The organism is Natrinema soli (assembly GCF_028618695.1).
This window is the reverse complement of sequence record NZ_JAQIVI010000200.1, coordinates 1-21,443: the sequence shown is the minus strand read 5'-3', so window position 1 is coordinate 21,443 and position 21,443 is coordinate 1. Positions and strand designations below refer to the sequence as shown.

At 57.3% G+C, this 21,443-nt stretch carries 19 protein-coding genes and 4 pseudogenes; 9 read left to right on the top strand and 14 right to left on the bottom strand.

Going from position 1 to position 21,443, the window contains the following annotated elements:
- The first annotated feature begins 13 nt into the window (after positions 1-13).
- Entirely contained in the window at positions 14-823 is an 810-nt protein-coding gene (locus PGX04_RS13045; RefSeq protein WP_273738909.1) for a creatininase family protein, read from the top strand.
- Between the two features lie 110 nt (positions 824-933).
- A complete protein-coding gene (locus PGX04_RS13040; protein ID WP_273738898.1) occupies positions 934-1,308 on the top strand; it encodes a RidA family protein in 375 nt (124 codons plus the stop codon).
- Between the two features lie 186 nt (positions 1,309-1,494).
- On the opposite strand, the gene PGX04_RS13035 is transcribed toward PGX04_RS13040, so the two are convergent.
- Together PGX04_RS13035 and PGX04_RS13030 are read right to left on the bottom strand one after the other, a co-directional pair.
- Positions 1,495-2,088 carry a peroxidase-related enzyme gene (locus PGX04_RS13035; protein ID WP_273738897.1) on the bottom strand — a complete coding sequence of 198 codons (594 nt, stop codon included), beginning with the start codon at positions 2,086-2,088 and terminating at the stop codon, positions 1,495-1,497.
- Positions 2,089-2,549: 461 nt separating this feature from the next.
- Positions 2,550-3,313: pseudogene (locus tag PGX04_RS13030) on the bottom strand (DUF7845 domain-containing protein); the annotation flags it as partial.
- A 382-nt stretch (positions 3,314-3,695) separates the two neighbouring features.
- On the opposite strand from PGX04_RS13030, the pseudogene PGX04_RS13025 reads away from it, so the two are divergent.
- Positions 3,696-3,845: pseudogene (locus PGX04_RS13025) on the top strand (IS6 family transposase); the annotation flags it as partial.
- A 66-nt stretch (positions 3,846-3,911) separates the two neighbouring features.
- Complete coding sequence (locus PGX04_RS13020) at positions 3,912-4,787, top strand: hypothetical protein (RefSeq protein ID WP_273738896.1); 876 nt, start codon at positions 3,912-3,914, stop codon at positions 4,785-4,787.
- Between the two features lie 941 nt (positions 4,788-5,728).
- On the opposite strand, the gene PGX04_RS13015 is transcribed toward PGX04_RS13020, so the two are convergent.
- A complete protein-coding gene (locus PGX04_RS13015) occupies positions 5,729-5,944 on the bottom strand; it encodes a hypothetical protein (protein WP_273738895.1) in 216 nt (71 codons plus the stop codon).
- A gap of 212 nt (positions 5,945-6,156) precedes the next feature.
- Between PGX04_RS13015 and PGX04_RS13010 the strand changes: the two genes are divergently transcribed.
- From PGX04_RS13010 to PGX04_RS13000, 3 genes are all read left to right on the top strand, one after another.
- Entirely contained in the window at positions 6,157-6,459 is a 303-nt protein-coding gene (locus tag PGX04_RS13010; protein ID WP_273738894.1) for a hypothetical protein, read from the top strand.
- Positions 6,456-6,824, top strand: coding sequence for a DUF8112 family protein (locus PGX04_RS13005; protein ID WP_273738893.1), 369 nt, complete (start codon positions 6,456-6,458; stop codon positions 6,822-6,824). Before PGX04_RS13010 ends, PGX04_RS13005 begins: the two co-directional genes overlap by 4 nt.
- 151 nt (positions 6,825-6,975) lie before the next feature.
- Positions 6,976-9,687 (top strand): helix-turn-helix domain-containing protein, encoded by a 2,712-nt coding sequence (locus tag PGX04_RS13000; protein ID WP_273738892.1) that lies wholly within the window; start codon positions 6,976-6,978, stop codon positions 9,685-9,687.
- A gap of 86 nt (positions 9,688-9,773) precedes the next feature.
- Here the strand turns inward: PGX04_RS13000 and PGX04_RS12995 are convergent, their stop codons facing one another.
- From PGX04_RS12995 to PGX04_RS12970, 6 genes are all read right to left on the bottom strand, one after another.
- Positions 9,774-10,478, bottom strand: a complete 705-nt coding sequence (locus PGX04_RS12995; RefSeq protein WP_273738908.1) for a diacylglycerol/lipid kinase family protein — start codon at positions 10,476-10,478, stop codon at positions 9,774-9,776.
- The gene (locus PGX04_RS12990; protein ID WP_273738891.1) at positions 10,427-10,708 is read right to left on the bottom strand and encodes a hypothetical protein; all 282 of its coding nucleotides are present in this window, start codon (positions 10,706-10,708) and stop codon (positions 10,427-10,429) included. The genes PGX04_RS12995 and PGX04_RS12990 overlap by 52 nt, the downstream gene beginning before the upstream one ends.
- A 72-nt stretch (positions 10,709-10,780) precedes the next feature.
- Entirely contained in the window at positions 10,781-11,560 is a 780-nt protein-coding gene (locus PGX04_RS12985; RefSeq protein ID WP_273738890.1) for a formate/nitrite transporter family protein, read from the bottom strand.
- Positions 11,561-11,892: 332 nt separating this feature from the next.
- Complete coding sequence (locus PGX04_RS12980; RefSeq protein ID WP_273738889.1) at positions 11,893-12,672, bottom strand: hypothetical protein; 780 nt, start codon at positions 12,670-12,672, stop codon at positions 11,893-11,895.
- Positions 12,673-12,832: 160 nt separating this feature from the next.
- Complete coding sequence (locus PGX04_RS12975; RefSeq protein ID WP_273738888.1) at positions 12,833-13,450, bottom strand: DUF2238 domain-containing protein; 618 nt, start codon at positions 13,448-13,450, stop codon at positions 12,833-12,835.
- Complete coding sequence (locus PGX04_RS12970; protein ID WP_273738887.1) at positions 13,447-14,034, bottom strand: hypothetical protein; 588 nt, start codon at positions 14,032-14,034, stop codon at positions 13,447-13,449. The genes PGX04_RS12975 and PGX04_RS12970 overlap by 4 nt, the downstream gene beginning before the upstream one ends.
- A gap of 222 nt (positions 14,035-14,256) precedes the next feature.
- Here PGX04_RS12970 and PGX04_RS12965 point away from each other — a divergent pair, with 222 nt between their 5' ends.
- Entirely contained in the window at positions 14,257-15,348 is a 1,092-nt protein-coding gene (locus PGX04_RS12965) for an AI-2E family transporter (protein WP_273738886.1), read from the top strand.
- 1,582 nt (positions 15,349-16,930) lie between these two features.
- On the opposite strand, the pseudogene PGX04_RS12960 reads toward PGX04_RS12965, so the two are convergent.
- The 3 genes and pseudogenes from PGX04_RS12960 to PGX04_RS12950 form a co-directional block, all read right to left on the bottom strand.
- Positions 16,931-17,230: pseudogene (locus PGX04_RS12960) on the bottom strand (TATA-box-binding protein); the annotation flags it as partial.
- 61 nt (positions 17,231-17,291) lie between these two features.
- On the bottom strand, positions 17,292-18,380 hold the full coding sequence (locus PGX04_RS12955; RefSeq protein ID WP_377042674.1) for a CNNM domain-containing protein: 1,089 nt from the start codon (positions 18,378-18,380) through the stop codon (positions 17,292-17,294).
- A 95-nt stretch (positions 18,381-18,475) separates the two neighbouring features.
- Positions 18,476-19,582: a CNNM domain-containing protein gene (locus PGX04_RS12950; protein WP_273738884.1), complete on the bottom strand. Its 1,107-nt coding sequence runs from the start codon at positions 19,580-19,582 to the stop codon at positions 18,476-18,478.
- 268 nt (positions 19,583-19,850) lie between these two features.
- On the opposite strand from PGX04_RS12950, the gene PGX04_RS12945 reads away from it, so the two are divergent.
- Positions 19,851-20,282, top strand: a complete 432-nt coding sequence (locus PGX04_RS12945) for a universal stress protein (protein WP_273738883.1) — start codon at positions 19,851-19,853, stop codon at positions 20,280-20,282.
- Positions 20,283-20,298: 16 nt separating this feature from the next.
- On the opposite strand, the pseudogene PGX04_RS12940 reads toward PGX04_RS12945, so the two are convergent.
- Positions 20,299-20,490: pseudogene (locus tag PGX04_RS12940) on the bottom strand (CNNM domain-containing protein); the annotation flags it as partial.
- Between the two features lie 27 nt (positions 20,491-20,517).
- The coding region (locus PGX04_RS12935) for an SDR family oxidoreductase (RefSeq protein ID WP_273738882.1) at positions 20,518-21,443 on the bottom strand (926 nt) is incomplete at its 5' end.

The following is a 21,443-nucleotide window of genomic DNA, read 5'->3' as shown; positions in this document are numbered from 1 at the left end:
AGTACCGTATCGTATGACGCGCCAAACTCTACAACTAGACGAGACGGTCTCGTTTGGAGCGCAGTCAGCGGACAATATCGTGACTGTCGGTGAGACCGATGGATCCGTGCTCGTTATTCCGGTTGGAAGCATCGAACAGCATGGTGAACATCTCCCTGTTCTAACTGACACGTTACTAGCGGATAGCGTGGCAACAGCAGGTGCCAAACGTGTTGCTAATGAACTCCCGATCCTAGTCACACCTCCAGTCCGACCTGGCTATTCACCCCACCACCTTTCATTTGGTGGAACACTTACTGCGGAGTTCGAGACGCTCCTCGGTCTAATCCGTGACACCGCAGATTCAGGTCTCTCAAATGGATTTGATGCAGTGGTACTCGTAAATGGCCATGGAGGGAATACTCCGCTCATCGGCGCTGCAGTGTCGGAACTTGGGCGAGAACATCCGGAAACCGAAATCCTCGGAATTACATACTTTGAGTTAGTGACTGACCTCGTAGACCAGATTCGTGACAGTGACATGGGCGGGATGGCCCATGGTGGTGAGTTCGAGACAGCGTTGATGCTGTATCTTTATCCGGAACTGGTCGATACTGATACGATGCCTGCAACGTATTGGGAAGAGGAGTATGACCTCGGTGGTGATGATCTTGTCAGCGGTGGTCCACTGTCAGTATATCGCCCATTCGAAAAATATTCTGATAGCGGAGCAATCGGTGACCCAAGCGTCGCCGATGAGACTACCGGACAGCAAATCTTCGAGGGGACAGCAGAAGCGCTTGCTGGCCTGCTAAAGGAGGTACACGAACAGAATACTAACTAAATTCGTTGTTTGGTGAGTGTGTCCACCTCACTGGCCACAATCATCTTCCGACAATTTGAGTACGTTTCCGAGACGAACCGGACCCACAACGACTCACAGCTACAACAACTATGAAAGAGATTACGACAACAGCAGCACCAGAAAGCATCGGTCCATTTTCGCAAGGTACCATTACAGACACAACTGTCTACGTCTCTGGCCAGGGGCCAATTGACCCTACCTCTGGTGATATAATTGATAGCGGAATTCGTGACCAAACAAGACAGACACTTGAGAATGTAAAATCCGTACTCAATGCGGCTGACTGCTCACTTGACGATGTCGTCAAGGCGACCGTATTTGTAACCGATATGGATACCTATGAGGCAGTCAACGATGTTTACGGCGAGTATATGACCCCTCCGTTTCCGGCCCGAAGCGCCGTTGAAGTTACATCGCTCCCAGTCCCTATTGATGTTGAGATTGAGGTGATTGCTGAACGTTGATTACCTCGTCAAACGCTCTTGTGAAGGAGATTGTTGGTAACCGCGATTAGCGGTCAGGGCCGATCGTAAAACCACCCTCATAGCTGCTCAGATCGATAACTTGATCGGCGCTCGATGAACTCCGTGCTGTGTCGAAACCACCAGACAGCTCTCCACCAACAACGTGCTTCACAAGAGCGTTGTCCGTTATTCCTCCTTTCTAGTTTGGTCGCGTCCTAATTGGTAAAATTCGTCGTTCGGTCGCATGTCGGCAAGGTGTGCCATCCGGTTGGAGAGGTTGTAGAAGCTGACGACGTTGCCGATGTCCCAGACTGTCTTGCGACTGAACCCGTGATCTTCGAGGCGTTCGATGTCGTTTTCGGAGACTGCGGCCGGGTCTTCGGTAAGTTTCACCGCGAAGTCCAGCATCGCGCGGTGGCGTTCATTTATCTCCGCGGTGCGGTGGTTCGAGGCGATCTGTTCGGCCAGCCGCGGGGCCTCGGCGTAGATGCGCAACAGCGCCCCGTGGGCGACGATGCAGTACAGGCAGTCGTTGACACCGCTGACCGCGACGACCAGGAGTTCTATTTCCTCGCGTTCGAGTTCGGTCTCCTCCAGCAGGGCATCGTGGTAGTCAACGAATGCCCGCGCCTGCTGTGGTCGGTAGCCCAGCGCGAGGAAGACGTTCGGGGTGAACCCCGCGCGTTCGGTCTCCGACTCGATCCGTTCCTGCAGGTCTTCGGGAAGGTCCTCGACGTCCGGGACAGGGAACCGCGTCATCGCTTCGATGTCATCGGTCATGCCCACACCTGTGCACCCCCCGTCTTAGTTGTTCGTGTCGCATATCTACTGAGCAGCTGATTCAGTGACGGTTTCACTGAACGTAACCCTAGGTAGCCCACATCGTATGCATTGAGAGCGTCGGCCTCATCTACTGCTCGTGCCGGTCGGTGAAGTCGTCGGTTTCTTGGCCGAACAGGCTCGACGCGGACGCCTCGAAACTCCGCTACCTTGGCGATGTCTCGTAATTCTATGACCACCTTCAGCGGCGAGGGAAAGCCACCTACAACCCCACAGCAACCATTGAGATGGAATATGGGTGAGAACGTCCTGAACCCGATAATGCACCCCTCTCGAGCGCGCAAGTGCGGCGGATCTACAACGCCGCTGACGACCCAAATGATGAACTCTTAGTCCTCGCACTGTGTACATAGGGACTTCGTCGGAACGAGCTCGCATCGCTACACATTCCCCAACTCGTTCTCGAGGGCCTCACTAGCGATCGTTCCGAGGTTCTCGAAGCTATCCGACTTCAGCCGAGAGAGAATCGTATCGATCCGCATCTGACGGGGCTCGCCCTGCTCGTCGAACTCGAGGTCGGCTCTGTTCTTCGCGAGCCACTTCTGGAAGGGCGACGACTCGGCGACGTGATCGGTTAAGCCCATGAGGTGTTGCATCCGATCGGCGTAGCTCTCGATCGCGTACTCGGCCGACTCGACGAGCGCTCGCAGTTCCTCGCGGTACTTCTGGGCCCGGAACAAGACGTCGCCCTGATCGAGATCGAGTACTTCGCCGAGATCTTCGATTGCTCGGTAGATCGTGGCGGGATGTTTCTCCAGCTGGGCCGCGAGATCGTTGACGGTCGCACCGCCGTCAATCACGACCGTCCCGGTCACGTCTCGGGCAGTTTCGCCCATATCCCGAAGCGTCGTCATCAACAGGTGATCGGACTTCGCCTCGAGGCGCGGCGTCGGGTCTTCGTAGAGTTCAACCTGATCGTCTCGAACGACGGCGTCGAAGTGATCGTCAGCTACGTAGACACTGCTACCATCGGGACCAGCGGAATGTCTTCTCAGCGGAGCGCGTTCAACAGTGTCTCCTCGATCTGCTCAGTTACCTCGTGGCGATTGGCCCACGTTCATGCCTCGCTGTCGTTCATTGACTTGTTGACTAAGACCTTCACTTTCAGATGATAGGACGGGTGATCTTTCGAAACCGCGTCCGGATCCTTCAGCTGATAGATCTCGACTTCTACTGACAGCGACGACGCACAGTCAACCATCCAGACGCTGACGAACGAGCTTCGAGCACTCCGCACGAGAGTCGAATCTCTCGAGAGCCATAGTTAGCTGGGCACTGGTCCCAGTGGCGACGTATTTCGGTTAGTCATTCAGACAAGTTCTGGGTATAGCGATTCGGTGGTTTTTGCTCACGGTGCTGTAAACGGCTACGTTGAGATGGCCCATACCCAAAAGTTCGCTTAACTACTAGCGAAATACGTCCGAACAAACAGTCAGTGGGATCCAAACACCGCTGTCTGGTGTACCGTGGGGCCATTTGGATGGTAAAGGCGCTGTCTAGTTGAGCCAGTTTGAGAAACGAGCAGGTCGTTGAGTGAATTGGCTAAAATGCTCGCAGACCTGCTCAGCGATAGCTATGAGACGGATTTAGAAGAATATTGGGAGAACGAGCGGACGGCGACGCCCGTCAGCGCGTTCACCGTTTGCCTCCATCAGACCGGTTGTTCACTCAGGAACAACAACGATTCTAACAGAATTAGGGCAAGATTGACAAGACTGTAGTTATACACAGAAGTATCTACCTGAGGAATCCTGTTCACAATCATGACTGATTCAATCGAACTCTCATGGCGTGAGTCTCCAGGACCATCTGCTCTCTCTGATGTTGAGGTCTTGTGTAAGGTTAATAAAAATAGTATAATATCCATCTGTTGTCTTTCTGAAAATAGAATACCAAAAAGCCAGCTTCGACTCCAGTGCAGGTATCTACAAAAACTGGATTTATTAGATAGGAGAGGAAGCGAACTATACAGTTTAACAACTAAAGGAGAAGAATTTCTTGAGGAGAAGAGAGAGATGCCACAATCAGATGGATACCTTGATCTACAGGAATTACTGAACCTACAAGATAACAGAATAACTGATCTATCTCTACTAAACCAAGAAGATATAAAACAGAAAAACTACAATATTTTCAGAGAGGTAGAAGATCCACAGATAGAGACAGATCATGAATATACAGTAGATGTACGGGACCCCCGTAGAAAATCACAAAAAGTACTATCAGCGAAAAAATGGAAATTAGATCGAATACTTCGTGAATTCCCTCGCACAGAACCAATCACATCCCAATGTGCTCACTGGGTCACATCTCTTGTATCATTTCATCTGTTCCCAGATGCCAATCATCGAACGACGATGATCACCCTTTATCAGCTGGCTCTAGCCAATTGTGTAATTGGTGAGGGTCATAAGTGGCCCGGCGATGAAACCGAAATAGGAAAAGCAGTACTGCTTTCTAAATTTCACCGTCACTTGTCACCGGAACGCAACTTTGAACGACTTTGGAGGCGAGATACGCTGTACTGGCATTGGTACCAATATTTTGAATATCTATTATTTGATGTCGAATACCCCGCGCTAAACCACCACTCTGAGAAGGATCTACGCGAAAAGCTGAAGCGAGTGAGAAATAAATAGAAGTTTATTCGGAGTCAACAGTGCCCATTTTCACATATGCATCCTTTCTTTTCTCAACGTGTTTCTGAACCCTCTTTTCCAATTCCTTCTTATCCATGTGTGTCGGTATGACCAGAGGCGGTTTATACTTTGGGCTATCTTTCTCCAATCTATCCAATCTGGAGTAAAGAGCATCTCTGCGATTGTGAGTTCAATATACTGGAACAGTACATTTATCACAACTCTTCCGTCTCCGAATCCAACTGCGTTCCCGTGTATGGTCGTCTATCTTACAGCAGACGAACAAGCCGACATGCAGATAAGGCAGTTCCCGATTCTGTTTACGGTGATTTGGGCCGTCTTTACGGTAACGGCGCCTTCTTGCGGTTTCGTGACCTCATTCGGCAAGCCGCTGAGCGAAAAGTTGGGCCAGAGTTGCGTCGTCGTGTTCAACTGCAACAGCGACGCGGCCGCAACCGCGTCGGCGATGCTCTCGGACTCGTGTTCGATCATGACCTCCGTAAGCTGCTCAAACATCTCATCAGAGACCGTTATCAAGTTGTAACTGGCCGGCGATATATTCCATGATTGATATATTGCGGTAAAAAGCGCTGATTTACAGTAAACACAGTCAGGAACTACCTAGATAGTATTAACCACCACCGCGATCTCTACTGCGGAGTTGATACGCTGAATACGCGATTTGTATCTAGCACGTCTTCATAGAAATTTTCAAACCATATCAGTTTGAACTATGGGTTCTATGTTCGTCGGTCCACGGTTGACGGACTACTAGCAGTGTTGCTGGTGAAGAAACGAGGTATACACTAACCCCTTACAATCATTGATTCGTACTAGTCAAAAGCATATTGGGACTGAACCGAAGGGAAATTGGGTGGAATCGACGTACAGAATCGGATATTGTCTTTCCTATGTCTCTCGAATCAAGAAGCGTTTGTGAATTAGTACGAGTCTTCGGGATTCTCACAACAGATAATCCTACGGAGATCATCGAGTTTCCCAGCCTCCTCAAGCGCCTCAAGATCATCTTCAAGACGCGAGATTTTCTTGTTTACCCGGCTTGAAACTGTGTAATAATAGTTGTCAGACACCTCTTTTTCACCTAGAAGGATTTTCCTTTCGCTTTCCGTTAGTAGACCACGCCTGTCGTCGGACATAGTGGACAATTCTGGAGTCATTACATTACTACTTGCGGTGATTCTTCTTCAAACAACCATATATGGTGCTCACCATATCCGGTGCTTTTATCCAAGGTCACCACATATGGTACTACTGGGAACAGACTTTCCGCTTGGTGGCGATCAATAACTCAGAAATCGCCCGGTGTAGGAGCACCGAAGCGAAGGTCTGTTCTCGAAGGTCCAGACCAATGTCAATTCAACCACGCACAACCGAAACGGTTTCGGCTCGCAGTCGCACTGACCCCCGACCAGACTACATTCTCGTCGGCATCGACACCGAGGGCGCACACCACGTCTACCGAACCACCGACGAAACTGTCCACGTCATCCACAACACAAAACGCACCTACTGCTACGACCTCGAGGCGGTCAACCAAGACATCAATGACTGGATCGAGTACGTCAAAGCCGAACGCGGCTTTACAACTCAACACCTCTACTCGAGCCTCACGAACTCATTCCTCGACGCATTCGAAGGTGACGACCAATGAACGTCGTCACCACCCCTACGCAACTCCTCGAGGGGTTCCCGGTCGGTGCCCACGGTACCACCAAGTGCCAACACTGCGAGTACCGACTGTACGAAGGCGACCGCGCGACCGTCCTTGCCTCACGCCCAGCCGACACCGACCGCTGGGCGATCCATCGACCCTACTGCGTGGCCTGCAGTCCCGACACCATCACAGAGCCAACACTTGGCTGTACGGAACTCCTCGCCGAGTGCAGGCTCGGCACCCGCGCTGATCTGCCCACTCAGCAGACACGATTCGTCGCTCTCGAGCCCGAGATCCAGGACTCGAGTCCACCCTCCAACAGGGCCACCGAACCAGAGGCAATCCCCATCCCGAATCGGTGAGCCTCTAACACGCACTCGCGCCGACAGCCGGTGAGCCACTGCACTCGGCTGTCCGCACTCTCTGCACTCGACTCCAGGACTCGATGGCACGCCACTCCACTCGCCAGTCAGCACGCCCCCAGCCCCCACTCGCACTCGAGGTGAGTCCACCGTGACCGACGCGGGACTCACACCGACCCAGCAGCCACCGCTGTCCCCACAGGCCACCCTCGAGATCGCCACCGATCCCGTTTCGGAGCTGTGGGAACAGCTGTTCGCCCACCAATCGATCCGAGACCAGTTCATCCGTGCCGTCCGTCGGTTCGCCGACGGCCGGACTGTCCCAGAATGTTACGACGCCCTCGAGGACCAGAACATCCCCTACTGGTTGCGCTCCCGGATCCTCGAGGTCGCACGCGGGAACCGTCGCGACGCGTGGCGGCTGGCCGCCGATCTCGTGCCAAAGCTCGGGCAAGGCCATGCGAGTCTCGAGGACCTGTTCGCGACCGCCCACTTCTTCGCTGCCCACGTTCCCGACGACCACCCACCGACGGTCGCGGTCGCCATCGATCGGGCTTTCGAACAAGCCCCACGTCGCAAACGCGAGACGATCTGTCGACTGCTCGCCGTCCTCGCAACGGGCTTCGATGTCCGTGTCATCGCAACCGGACGGACCCAACACTGGCTCGCCCAGCACCACCGCGAAGACCTCCCCGGCGTGAGCGAATGGCGAGAGACACACCACCCGACTGGGGACCGCGTCGACGACGCCCTCGAGGCGCTGGATCCGGACGGCCGAAAGGTCGAACTTCTCCGGCAACTCGCTGATGAACCCGCCCAGACACTCTCTCGACACGCGTTGCGGGCGATGCACGACGTCGACCGGAGTCGGATCTCGCAACTGCTGGTCTCCGAAACGGACTCGCTCACTGAGCTCGGCCTGGTCGCTGAGTTCGGCCCTGCTGATGATCGGACTGCCGAGTTACTCGAGGCCGGCCGACAGCTACTCGAGCAGCTGGACGCCCAACACGGTCGTCAGCAGGAACTGTCGGAGGCCGTGAGCGACACCGGAACATCCTCCCAACAGTGCCGTGTAACCCCGCGCACACGAGGGGTGGGGGATGACGGCGGCGAGGACAGCAACCCCTACCGGACAGCCTACCTCGACCGTCTAGGGCATGCCGCCGCCGCTGGCTGTGGAGAGGACGGCGGGGTCGCCCTTGTTGAGGCCCCGTTCGAGGACCGTACGGACGGCCCTGACCATACTCGATACGTGAGTTTCGACGGTGATCGCGAAGAGGCCGTCGTTGCCGTTCGGGCAAGTGGACCCCTGCAGTATGTGGTGAGTCTCGCGACAGCGTTAGCCTCGCCGCGATTGCTCAACCGAGCGCTCACCGACAACCGTCTCGAGTCACTGGAAGACCCGCCGGCAATCTTGCGAGACGCTCGTTGTATCGGTGCGCTCTCGGATGAAGCACTCGAGGATCCCAAAACGCTTCGTGAGGCATTCATCGAGTGGGGCACTGACCTCGAGGATCTCACCGCGAAACTCTCCGCTGGTAAGTACGAGTATCGCAACCGCTTCCGCAGCGAGATTATGCGCTCAGCTCATGGCCTTGCTGGGTCTATCGTACATCTGTTCGACGCTCTCGAGATCGACGTCACTCGCGAACTCCGAGTGCCGGCTGGGCTCGATACCGACGCGCTGAACGAACTCGCAACGTCGATCAGTATTTCGACGGCAATCCAGTCGAAGTACGGTGCGTTCGCCTGCTATCGGCAACTCTTCGAGTCTCGAGAGGAGAAGCGACAGAGTGCACTCTCACCGACCGTCGATGCCGACGATCCGCTGGGGACACTCATCGGTTCCGTAGTCGTTCGCGGTGAAGATGTCCACCGACTCCGCCCCAAGCTTGAGCAATCGCTCGAGACGCCAGCAGCGGTCGCTGATGATGCTCCCGAGTTCGCGGTCCACGTTTCCCTTTCGACGGACGATCGGGCCGCCTACGCGGCGACTGCGACGCGGATCCTGCAGCCGAAAAACCTCCGACCGACTCGAGACGTTGTCTCGCTGCTCCACGCACTGACTGGCTCACCATACGCCACTGCCCAAGCACTGCAGCAACTAGCCGACGAAGAGGAGTGTCGCGAGCTCCGGCTGGATGAACTTCGCTACGCCTTGGGAACGCTCGAGCCCGACCAGTTGCTCTCCGATCTTCCACCGACAGTTGGCCGAATCGTTCAGGTGCTTCTCACAGCCGAAAACCGCCTGTCACAGCGTGATCTCGCTGACCGAGCGGGTGTCTCGGCACGGACCATCCGGAACTATCGCAACCGACTCGAGGCACTCGATCTCATCCGTATCGACGAAAACGGATATCGTCTAGTGCTGTCGTTCCAAACCAACGCCGAACGCCGCGATTCGGTTGTTCCAACTGTCCTCGAGGAGAGTCAGACGCTCCTCGACGCCGCCGACGCCTTTCTCGAGATGATCTTGCCACCAGATCGGTACGGCGACCCAAACGATTCACTCGGCAGCGCGCTGTTCTGGCCACCAGATCCGTCGCGATTACTCGATCATCCGACGGTCGGCCCGTGGCTGCGACTAGCAGTTGCACTTACAGCGTCAGACACCCTCGAGAACAACTGGATCGTACAGATGGGTCCACCGCTCGAGCAGCGTGACGCGCTTGCGGTCGGTGTGGACGTCGACCGCCGCGTAGTCGGCCTGCTCCCGCAGCGGCAGGAGCCAGTAGGCGTGGAGCGACGAATCGCGTTCGATCCAGTCGCCGACCCAGGCGACAACGTCGGTCACTGTACCGTTGGCCGAGAGGTCATCACGCAGATAGACTTCGGGGATCAGAAGGACGCGCATGACGTTTGAGTCGGACTTCGCCGGGCGCGGGCTTAACGTCACGCCGGCAAGGAACGGTCTCTATCGACGGTGCAGTTCCAAAATACGGACCCGGCTCACGTTCGCGACCCGTATTCCTTCCCCACGCAAACGCGGAGCGCTCGCGGGCGAACACCGATTTCGACCGTCTCGTACTCTCGGCGCTCCCCGTCAAGGCTGAATCGCACCGGCTCGTCATCGAGGGTGACGACCTCGAGTTGGGACGCTTCGATCATCGTGATGTGGGGCGTCTCCCGACTGAGAAACCGTCGTTCGACAGCTTCAGCGATCGCGTCCGTCGGCGGCACTCGATCGACGATCGTCACCTCGAGACGACCGTTCCGGGCGTTCGACGATTCGTTTTCGCCGGTGAAGCGCCGAAGGGTCCCGATCCCCAGACACAGCGCCTCGCCCTGCCAGGCGTACTCCCCATCACTGGTGACGGCGTCGACCGCCACCTCGAGTCCGTCAAATTCTCGGGCGGTCCGCAGACCTTCGATGATAAATGCAAGTGTGCCGACCCGCTCTTTGAGACCGTCGGATGCGGCCGTACTCGCCGCTGCGGGGAGCCCCGCGATAGCCGACATCACGAACGGCTCGCCGTCGGCCATTCCTAGGTCGATTCGCTTCGTCTCGCCGCGTTCCGCGGCCGCGAACCCGTCTTGCAGGCGCTCGATTCCCAGTGCCGACGCGGTAATGTTCGCCGTTCCCGCCGGGATGAGACAGAGCGTCACGTTCTCGAGTGCGTCGGCCGCGACGAGTCCCTGAACGACTTCGTGGATGGTTCCATCGCCGCCACAGACGCAAGGAGGTCGACGTCGTCGGCCGCGGCCCGCGCCGTAAGGTCGACCGCATGTCCGGCGCGTTCTGTCTCGACGATTCGAAATCTGTGGTCAGCGGCGAGTTGACGGACTCGTTCGGCGTGATCCCCATCCCCGCTCGTCGGATTGAGGATGAGACGACGCGTTTCCTTAGTCGCCCCATCCGTCGAATCCGCGTCTCGACTTGTCATTGCGGAGTCAGACGGGACGCGCGCCCAAGTGCACTGGGCTAGATGTGACATAGATATCGACCCTCGTTTCGTTCAGCTTTCTGCACCCACTACTTGGGCAACGTGGGTGAACGTAACGAGGCCGATTCCACCGACGAAGTTCCCTGCAGTCGCAATGACGATCGTTTCGACCAGCGCTCCGTAACCGATCTGAGCGTCGAAGAGAAGGCCGAAAAAGACGTGGATTGCAGTGACGATCACGTGGTCGAACGGTCCGAGGGCCAACAGAAATCCGACGATGTAGGCCATCGTGATGCGGCTCCGAACGCTATTGACACCCTGGAGGAGAAATGATAGTAAGCTTACGAGCGCACCGCCGATGATGGCGCTCGCGAACATCCCTCTCATCGGCCGGTGGACGATCTCTTCGGCAGTCCGCGCCAGTGCGTGTGCTGAGCCGGACGGAAGGACGCCATCGACGGCAAAGACGAACGCGAAGAGGAACCCGCCAGCGAGGTTGACGACGAGGGTGACGATCCACAGACGAAGGAGCGACCCGAGCAGCCACGAGCTGTCCTGATCGACGGCCTTTGCGGCTGGATCGAAGAAGTTCTCGTTGAACAGCTCCGACCGGCCGACGACCAGGAAGACGACGCCAACGGCAAAGGTGAGTGCGCCCGCAATATGTGCGACGTCACCGAAGCGCGGTTCGACCAGCCCGTCGACGACTCCGAGCGTGGCAATACCGAAGACGATGGTAAATCCCGCAATGAAGCTGGTCGCCGTGAGCTCGAGCAGCGACTGATCGAGCCGTCGTTCACCTTCCGCGACTGCCCGGTCGAATATTTCTGCTGGATCCGGAGCGATTGGCACGTCGGAGTCGACACGTACCAGCGGGATAACACGTATCCATGGATATTCAACCGACATGATGCCGGGCGAGTCGGCACCTCTTCGGCAGATGGTCGCGGGTTTGATATCCGGTCGATCGCGATCAGAGCGGGCGACGACTCGTCTCACTCGGCGACGAGCGCGAGGCGGACCACTCCGCCTAGACGGGCTGCATCCGGTTTCGCTATGATTTCGCTCGCCGGAGTTGAATCACCCCTTCCACGATCGTGCGTCCGGTTAGTTCGTTCTTGTCGGCGACGTCGAAGGGAGAGACCAAATACGGGAAGCCCCTGGTGTTCACGCCGGGGAGGGTGTCACCGGAGGGAATCGCTATCGATAGTAAGAGTTTCTTCGTCGACGACGTCGAACTCGGCGGCCACGAGATTGCCCGCCGGATCGAATATCTCGGATTCGTCACGCATCACGTAGAGTTCTCCCTGTTCCGTTTCTGCGCCCTCTTGCGGGAAGAAGAGGAACCGATTGTTCGTGCCGAAGTATTCCGCATGGACGGTATTGTACCCCGTAAACAGGCCACTCTGCTCGATATCCTGTGGCACCCAGCCCTGCGGGCCAGAAGTGATCTCGAACGGCGCACTCGAGAAGAAGTTATCTGGACGGACGGCGGCTTCGCCGCCGCCCTCATCCAGAATCTCGAAGTCCTCCTCGGTCTCGAGCTCGAAGGGGAGGTCTTCTCCGGTGAGAGGTCGGTACTGGACGCGGACGAGATCGGTAATTGCTAACTCGTCTTCGGTCGGCGACGATAATCGGTCGTCGAATACGTACTGTTCTCCCTCTTCGATCTGTGCATCTCGGGGTACGAAGAGATACCCCTCTTCGTTTGTGTTGAAGTGTTCGATGACACGCACGCTGTGGTTCTGCAGGACGTCCGGATTGTTCACGACGGGGGCGTCCTCCAGTGCCGGCGAGACGACCCGGAAAATCGCGCCTGAGAAATACGCTTCGCCGGTCGCAATCGCCTCTTGAAATTGCCCGTCGCCGCCGTCGTCGCCGTTTTCGGCCGGCGACTCCTGTGCGCTTACATTCCTGGTCACACCGAGTCCCAGTGCGGCCGAGGTGAGTGAGCTTGCCTTCATGAACCACCGTCGTGATTTCCGGTTACGTCGCTCATTCATGCTAAATCAGTGTCCCTCTCGGACGATCGGTCGTTCACTTCATCTTCCGATAGTCCCCATGCTGGCTTTTGCAGCCGTTGGCAGTACCATCGATAAAGCGGCATTACAAGAGTCCTGGGAGTTAGTTATCAGGAGTTGACCGAAATCGACGCCCGAAGAATCTAACGAGTTCACTGACGTAACCAGTTCCCCAGATCGCGACGATCACTGCGCCGACTGCGTTGAACACGAAGTCGGTAACGATGTCGTCGATTCCATAGACAGTGACTACCGTGCCGCCGAGGGCGAACTCGAGTACCTCCCAGATGACGCCGATCGCGAGGACGAAGACGACAATGAACACGGAGCGAAAGGTCGACGGGACGTTCATCTCGTCGGAGTGGAGTTCGAACGCCCGGAAGGCCACGTACCCCAGTCCTGCGATGACTGACGCCGAGACGGTGTGGGCGATCTCGTCGTACCACTGGTACGCTTCGTAGAGCCAGAGCGACCCTATCGTGTGGAGGATCACGGCAGTGGCGATCCAGAGGACGAGTCCGGCATCCATCGAGTATCCGTACTCCCAACGCAACCACGCCGGCAGGAGTGTTATTCCGAGGGCCAATCCCGCTGTTCCAGAGATCCCGAACTGAAACGTCACTATCCCGTAACCGAGGAGCGCGCCGAGCCCGAGTTGGAGGCCTCGAACGATATGGCGCTCCTGAGCATCTGTTAGCCCCAGCGCGTCGCCGAGCGTCATGATGATTCCGCTTCCTCCGCGGCTCGAGCAACGGCACCCGCCGGCTCGAATCGGCCGGCGTACCACTGGAAGAGCCCGCCGAGCACGAGCCCCACGACGGTGACGATGACGAAGTCCCACTGGAGTTCAGTCTGCGAGCGGAGGTACTCGGTCCCGAGCCACTGATCCGAGTAGAACTGCGCGATGGTCCAGAGCGCTTGAAGTGCCAGCGTCGTCAGTACCGCAAAGACGACAGCGAACCGACGACTCAGTTCGACCGATGCGAACGTCTCAAGCTCGACGACGACGATGAGTGCGAGCGCCGCAACGGCGAGATACACTAGAGTCTCGGACGGAAACCCGGCTACACTGGCGACGACTGAGAGCATAGCGACCGCCAAGAGTGGCCAGGAAACCATCGCCGTCCAGTCGCCGGTGATCAGCGGTGGTACCGATACCATAGCGACGATGACTAGCTCGAACCCACCCCAGAGTAGAACGCCTGTAAGAACGCTCTCGATGGCACTCAGCGCTACGATGCCTGTCAACGACCATCCGATGACGGCGTTCATCCGCTCGTCGCGGACGAATTCCTCGAGCGTCACAGCGCAATAACTAGGTTCGAGAACACTAAAACCCGCAGCCGAATTTGCAGCTATTCAAAGAAATGAAGGTCCATAGCCAGGGAGCCGACAGACGTGATCCAGGACCTCTCGTTAACAGGTCTGCTCTCGATTCGGCTACTCGCTTCTGCGATGACCACGCGATGATTCCAGCCTCCACTTTCAAGACCGGCATTTTTCCGGTTTGTACCCGTGTGAGTGCCCATGGCCGTTTTCGACGGATGGGACGGCAAGCGTCTCCTCTGGGTTGGATTCGGCTTGATTCTCGCGGCACTGATCGGAATCGCCCTCTTCAGATACGTGGGGACAGTGCTCTTCGCGATATTCGTCTACTACGCGACGCGTCCACTGTATCGCCAACTCGATCGCGTCATCGACCACCCGAACGTGACGACGACGATCACGATACTATTCGTCGTCGTCCCCATGGCGGCCGTCATCGCCTACACGGGCGTCGTCGCACTTCGGGAACTGGATCAGTTCCTCGCCACGAGTTCACTCGAGGCGTATCGATCGCTATTCCAGCCGTATTTGCGATTGGTCAGGGAGGGCAATATCAATAGTCTCCAGGACGCACTCATGGATGGTTCCGGCGGCCCGATCGCTGGCGTCCTCCGCCAGGGCGTTCCGGGCGCGCTGGGACGACTCCAGTCGTTCGCCGGATTCGTTTTCTCGGTTCTCGCTCGATTTTTTCTCATGCTTACGTTTCTCTTCTATTTCTTGCGCGACGACCAGAAGTTACGACGGTGGTTCTACGAGAGCATCGACCATGACGACGAGATCGTCTCGTACATCGAGTCGGTCGACGACGACCTCGAAACGGTCTTTCTCAGTAATCTCGCGGTCATTGCGGTCGCAGCCGTGACCGCCGCCGCAACGTACACCGGTCTCAACTACCTCGCACCGGGCGGGGCTGTCGTTGCGACGCCGGTGTTACTCTCACTGCTTATCGGAATTGGGACGCTGATACCGGCCGTCGGAATGAAAATCGTCTACGTCCCGTACGGACTGGTTCTGGTCGGACTCGCAGTGACGACGGCAACGCCGCTCTGGCACCCGATCGCATTCCTGGTTCTCACGTTCGTCGTCGTCGATACGATCCCTGATTTCTTCGCGCGGTCGTACCTCTCCGCGCGAAGCGGCGTCCACATGGGGTTAGTTCTCCTCGGGTACTTCCTCGGGACCCTCGCTTTCGGCTGGTACGGACTCTTCCTCGGCCCAATCGTCGTCGTCCTCACGATCCATTTCGCGCACATGATCTTCCCCTCCCTCAGTAGTGATTTCCTCGGAGAGTGACCGCGACCGACAGCACACCTCTGTGCTCCCAATTCTGCCGGTCGTAACATGAGTTGCGGCCGCTTTCCGAGCACAGTTGTGCGAATTCGTCCACGATTCCGGTAGAGTGCCGGCGAAAAGACGGGGGTGAAACTAGTACGGTGAACTAGACTCATCCACGAACGTGGCTTGATACAGGACCGTCGTGCTTTGTTGAATAGGGGTACGGCGTCGGGATCATAATGCTTTGGAGGCGCGTTCGACGTTGTAGATAGCGAACATCAGGACGCATTCTCGGAACTCACGGTACTAGGTCTGCGCTCGCACGGCACGACCGTGCGAGCACTTGACCACCGAGAAGCACGTTTCAGTCATCCACCGCATGTTGTACAGCTCCTCGTCAAGCCGTCTCCCTCTCGACGGTCGATCGAACGGGCTACGCGATGGCTGCGACGCGGATCCTACAGTCGAAAAACCTCCGACCGATCGAGACAGCATCTCGCTACTACAGGCGTTAGTCAGCTCGCCGTACGCCGCTGCTCGAGCACTCCAGCAACTCGCCACCGAAGACGAGAGCCGAGAGCTCCGGCCGGACGAACTCCGCTATGCGTTGAGTATGCTCGACTCCGAGCAGTTGCTCTGTGATTTGCCGCCAACAGTTGGCCGAATCGTTCGGGTGCTTCTCATAGCCGAAAACCGCCTATCACAGCGTGACCTCGCCGACCGAGCGGACGTCTCAGCACGGACCATCCGGAACTATCGCAACCGGCTCGAGGCGTTCGATCTCATCCGGGTTGACGAGAACAGATATCGTCTGGCGTTATCGTTCCAGACTACTTCCGAACGCCGCGATTCGGTTGTTCCAACTGTCCTCGAGGAGAATCAGACGCTCCTCGACGCTGCCGACGCCTTGCTCGAGACAATCCTCCCGCCAGATCGATACGATGATCTCGATGACCCACTCGGTAGTACACTGTTTTGGCCACTAGATCCCTCGCACTTACTCGATCATTCGGCAGTCGGTCCCTGGCTACAAATCGCAGCTGCGCTCACAGCGACAGCGATCGACTACAAGCAATCGAACCGTACGGATGGGCCCACCGCTCGAGCAGCAAGCGCTTTGCGCTTGACACACTCTCGCGCCTGACCAGTCGCTAGTAGCACGGTTCCTTCCTTCAGAACGTTGTCTGAAACTGGGTGGTTCGGTAAGTACGTGTGCGTACTCTGCGCCCAGTGTGTCGACTGCAGAATCATCCCTGCGGACAACGAGGACGTCGATGGCGCTTAGGCCGTGGATGACTGTGAGTCCTGCATTGCGAGCCTCGGCCGCGCTGACGCGCTTTGCATCTACGAGATACCGATTCTGTGCCTGTGCGACTGTGACTGTACCCCAAGTGCGAGCCCGCCTAGCACGCTCCCACTCAGTGTCAGTACTGACCGGCGTGTGTACTGCGCCATACGAACCACAGTGGTGTCTTGTCTATAGTTTATTATATGGAGATTGAAACAACCGTAGGGAGAGGAGATACCATTACCAGTGTCTGTTCGCAAGTATCCCAGCAACATCCACTCAGAAATATTCCCGCCTGTTATGACTGATCTGTTACTCGAGCAGGCTGAGTTCCTCAAGACGAGTGGTGATCACATCAACGGCCTGTTTGGCATCGTCGACCTCTGTCCCGCCAGTGACGACCAACTTCCCAGAGCCAAAGAGGAGTGCAACAACCTCCGGCTGGTCAAGGCGATACACTAATCCGGGGAACTGCTCCGGTTCATACTCGATATTCTCGAGTCCAAGACCAATCGCAATCGCGTTTAGGTTAAGAGTGCGGCCGAGATCGGCGCTGCTGACGATGTTTTGGACGATTATTTCTGGATCCTCCTCAACCTGAATCTGCAGTTCTGACCCCGAAACCGGAAAGGTATTCAAGCGTTTCGTCGAGCGACTGATCGCCGAAGTCGTCTCAGGTTCCGGTCAGGTCCGCTCCACGGCGCGCGCGTCCGGCCCGCTCGTCTATCGGGTCTTCGAGGTCGCCCATGACCTCCTCGAAGGCATCTGTCGAGGTCAGGAGACCAACGATCGTGTCTCCCTCGGTGACGAGGGCGAGTTCCTGATTTTCCCTCTGGAAACGGTCGATAGCGTCATTGATTTCCTCCTTGGCCGGGAGCGTCATCGGCGACTCGGCGATGTCTTCGATGTCGACTTCGCCGCTCATGAGGTCCTCGAAATGGTTCGTGATCGTCGGGAGATAGACGACCCCGCGGAAGTCGTCCATGTCCTCGCCGACCACTGGGTAGCGAGAATGGGAGTGTTCCTCGACGAGCGCGAGGTTCTCTTCGGGGGTGTTCTCGGTCGAGAGCGCAACGATCTCCTCGCGCGGAACCATGATCACCTCGACCGGGATGTCGCCGACGGCCAGCGCGTTCATCACCTCCTGATGGCGTTCTGCGGGAATGTTTCCCGCTTCGAGGATCGAGCTGAAGCGCTTGTAGAGACCCGCACGCCCCTGCATGACATCAGACTCGGTTTCGAGCCACGCGCCGGTCATCTCGACGCCGAACAGCGAAAGCGTCCATTTCGCCGCCCCATCTCCGAACTTGATGATCGGCCAGATGCTCCGCGTCCACCAGTACAGCGGCGTCGCACAGTACCGACAGACCAGTTTCGAGCACTCGACGCCGAGATAGGTAGGGGTTTGCTCGCCGTGGGTCAGATGGACGAGGTTGACGATGAGAAACGCGAGGATGGCTCCTGCGCCGACCGATGCGAGAACGGTACCACCGAACAGCGGTTCGAAGATGGCCGTCAGAGCTGGTTCGGCGACGATACCGACCGCGATGCTCGAGAACGTAATCCCGATCTGGCAACTGGTCAAGTAAATCTCTAAGTTCTGAGTCATCTCCCAGGCGCGTTCGAGACCGGGTTCCATGAACTCCGCTTCGGAATACTGTCGGGCGCGGGTCAGCGCGAATTCGATGGCGACGAAAAACCCGTTGGCGAGAATGAGTAATAGACCGGCAATAAGCCTGATGGAGGCTTCGAGCGCGGGCATCGGCATAGCGAATTATACGAATTGGAAGACAAATAAACGGCTTGTCTGCAAACCGATTCTTCGCGCTACGACGGCTACCGTCCTCACGAGGTGTCTCAAGCCGGGTCGCTTTGGGAGTCTAGTCCCGATGCATCGTCCCCGCGTTGTTCGCGCTGGTAGACGTCAATGGGGTCTTCGAGTTCGCCCATCACTTCCTCGAAAGCGTCTGTCGCGGTTAACAGGCCGACGACCCGTCCCTCCTCAGTGACGAACGCGAGTTCCTGATTTTCCGTCTGGAAGCGGTCGATGGCGTCGCTGATTACCTCGTCGGCCGGGAGCGTCATCGGTGACTCGGCGAGCTCCTCGATGTCGATGTCGCCGTTTTTGAACGCCTCGAATTGGTTTGTGACCGTCGCGAGGTAAATGACCCCTCGGAAATCGTCGATGTCCTCGCCGACCAGCGGATAGCGGAGATGTGGATGCTCCTCGACGACCGCGAGGTTTTCCTCGGGGGTATTGTTGGTCGAGAGTGTGGCGATTTCCTCGCGCGGCACCATGATGTCACGGATGGGGATTTCCTCGACCACCAACGCGTTCATTACTTCCTGACGACGCTCTTCGGGAATCTCATTGTCGTCGAGTATCGACTCGAGCTGTCGGTGGAGGTCCGCACGCCCCTCAATGTCCTCGCCGTCGGATTCGAGCCACGCACCGGTCATCTCGACGCCGAACAGCGAAAGCGTCCATTTCGCCACCCAGTCACCGACGCGGAGAATCGGTCGAATGACCCACGTGAACCAATACAGCGGTGTCGCGCCGTAGCGGCAGACCTGTTTCGAGCGCTCGACGCCGAGGTAGGTGGGGGCCTGTTCACCGTAGACCTTGTGTACCAAGCTCACGATGATGTACGCCAAGAGCACGCCCGCGCCAATCGACGCGAGAATCGTCCCGCCGAACAACGGTTCGAACAGCGCTGCGAGCGCGGGTTCCGCGACGATACCCAGTGCGATGCTACAGGCGGTGATGCCGACCTGACAGCCAGTGAGATAGATTTCGAGTTCCTCGGTCATCTCCCACGCACGTTCGAGACCAGGTTCCATGAACTCCGCTTCGGAATACTGTCGGGCGCGGGTCAGCGCGAACTCGATGGTGACAAAAAACCCGTTGGCGAGAATCAACGCGGCACCCGCAACGAGACGGAGGAGTATTTCGGGTGCTTGCATTCAGTATAGGTCCATCGATACGACGTCGAGCAAAAAAGCACGGGTGGCAAACTGACATTGCTGCCGGATGGGCTGTTCAGTTGAGTCTGACCGACCGCCCGGTCTCCGAGGGGCGATAGATGGCCTTGATGACGCGCTGGACAATAAGACCTTCCCCAAGCGTGTTCCGCTCCGGCGGGTTACGAGCCAAGTTCCCAATATCACGACATGGTCCGGTCCAGCTGACTCGGGGTCATGTTTTTTGCCGTTCAGCCAATAGGACCTCGACGTGTACCGCGATATCCTTATCCCGACAGATGGCTCTGATGCGAGCGTAACAGCGCTAGACCACGGAATGGAAATCGCGTCGAGTATGGGTGCCAAGGTGCATCTCCTGCACGTCGTAGATGTTGGGACGGAGATGTCCGCATCCGCCGTTGGCGACATCGCGAATGACCTCACCGAAGCACTTGATGAGGAAGCGGAAGAGGCGCTCAATCAGGCCGAGCAAATGGCCGATGAGGCCGGGGTTACGTCCGAACGAGCCGTTCTCGAAGGATTTCCAGAAGACGCAATACCACAGTATAGCGCCGATAATGGGATCGACCTTATCGTGATCGGAGAAAGCGAGGATTCGACCCTCACAGAACAACTCTTCGGGAGCACGACGGAGGACGTTCTCGAATCGGTGACTACCTCCGTTCTGGTCGCTCGGGAATGAGTCACTCCCGTAGGAATGTGATCAGATAGAGTTCAAGGTTGTCGGTCATCTCCCACGCTCGCTCGAGTTTGGGATTGTCAGCGACGAACTCTTCCTCGGTAAACTGTCGAGCGCGCGTCAGCGCGAACTCGATGGCGACGAAGAAGGCGTTCGCAAGGATAAGCAAGAGCCCAGCAACCAGACGGACCACGATTATTCCGATATCCATGAATTAGTGCTCAGAAACCTCAATAAATCAGTTGGAATCGGTCGAGACGACGCGCCGACCGAGAACGGCGCTCGCGATCGCGGCCACGAGGCCGATGACCAGGGCGAGCGCTCGCCGATGCACCGACGCCTGGAGAAGGTAGCTTCGATTGCGCGCTCGGTCGGCGAACGGCCCGTGAGCGCCGAAGTCGCCAGATACGGGCTCGTATAGGTTGTGTTCCCGGTCCGGATCGACCGGCTCGTCGGTCTGTTGGGAGTCGTACCCACCGCGAGCGAGATAGTTGTCGAGTCGCCGCGGGATCAGACGGTTCCCGAGGATCGCTTTCACTGTCGACCGCCCAACCCACAGTTCGTCTCTGTCGTGGTCGACAGCCCAGATGATCGCTCGAGCGGCGACCTCAGGCTGGTAGATCGGCGGTACCGGCTGCGGTTTTCTCGGGAGCCGGGTTTTCGTCCACTCGAATTGCGGGGTATTCATCGCAGGCATCTGTACCATCGATAGCTGGACATCAGAGTTGTCATGGAGCAATTCCGTTCGTACGGATTCGGTATATCCTTGGATCGCGTGTTTCGCGCCACAGTAAGCCGACTGGAGCGGAATGCCACGATACGCCAGCGCGGAGCCAACCTGGACGATCATCCCCTCGTCACGGGGGCGCATTCGCTCGAGGGCGGCCTGCGTCCCGTGAACGAATCCGAGATAGGTGACCTCGGTGACGCGGCGGTAGTCGTCGGCGGTCATCTCTGCCGCCGGCGAGAACACCGACACCATCGCGTTGTTCACCCAGATATCGATCGAGCCGAAGGCGTTCTCGACGGTCGACGCCGCGGCGTCGACCTCGTCGAAGTCTGCGATGTCCGTTGGGACGATGACCGCCTCGCCCCCGGCTTCCTCGACCTCTTCGCGCGCGGCCTCGAGGCCGTCCTCGCCGCGCGCGAGGAGGCCGATCTTCG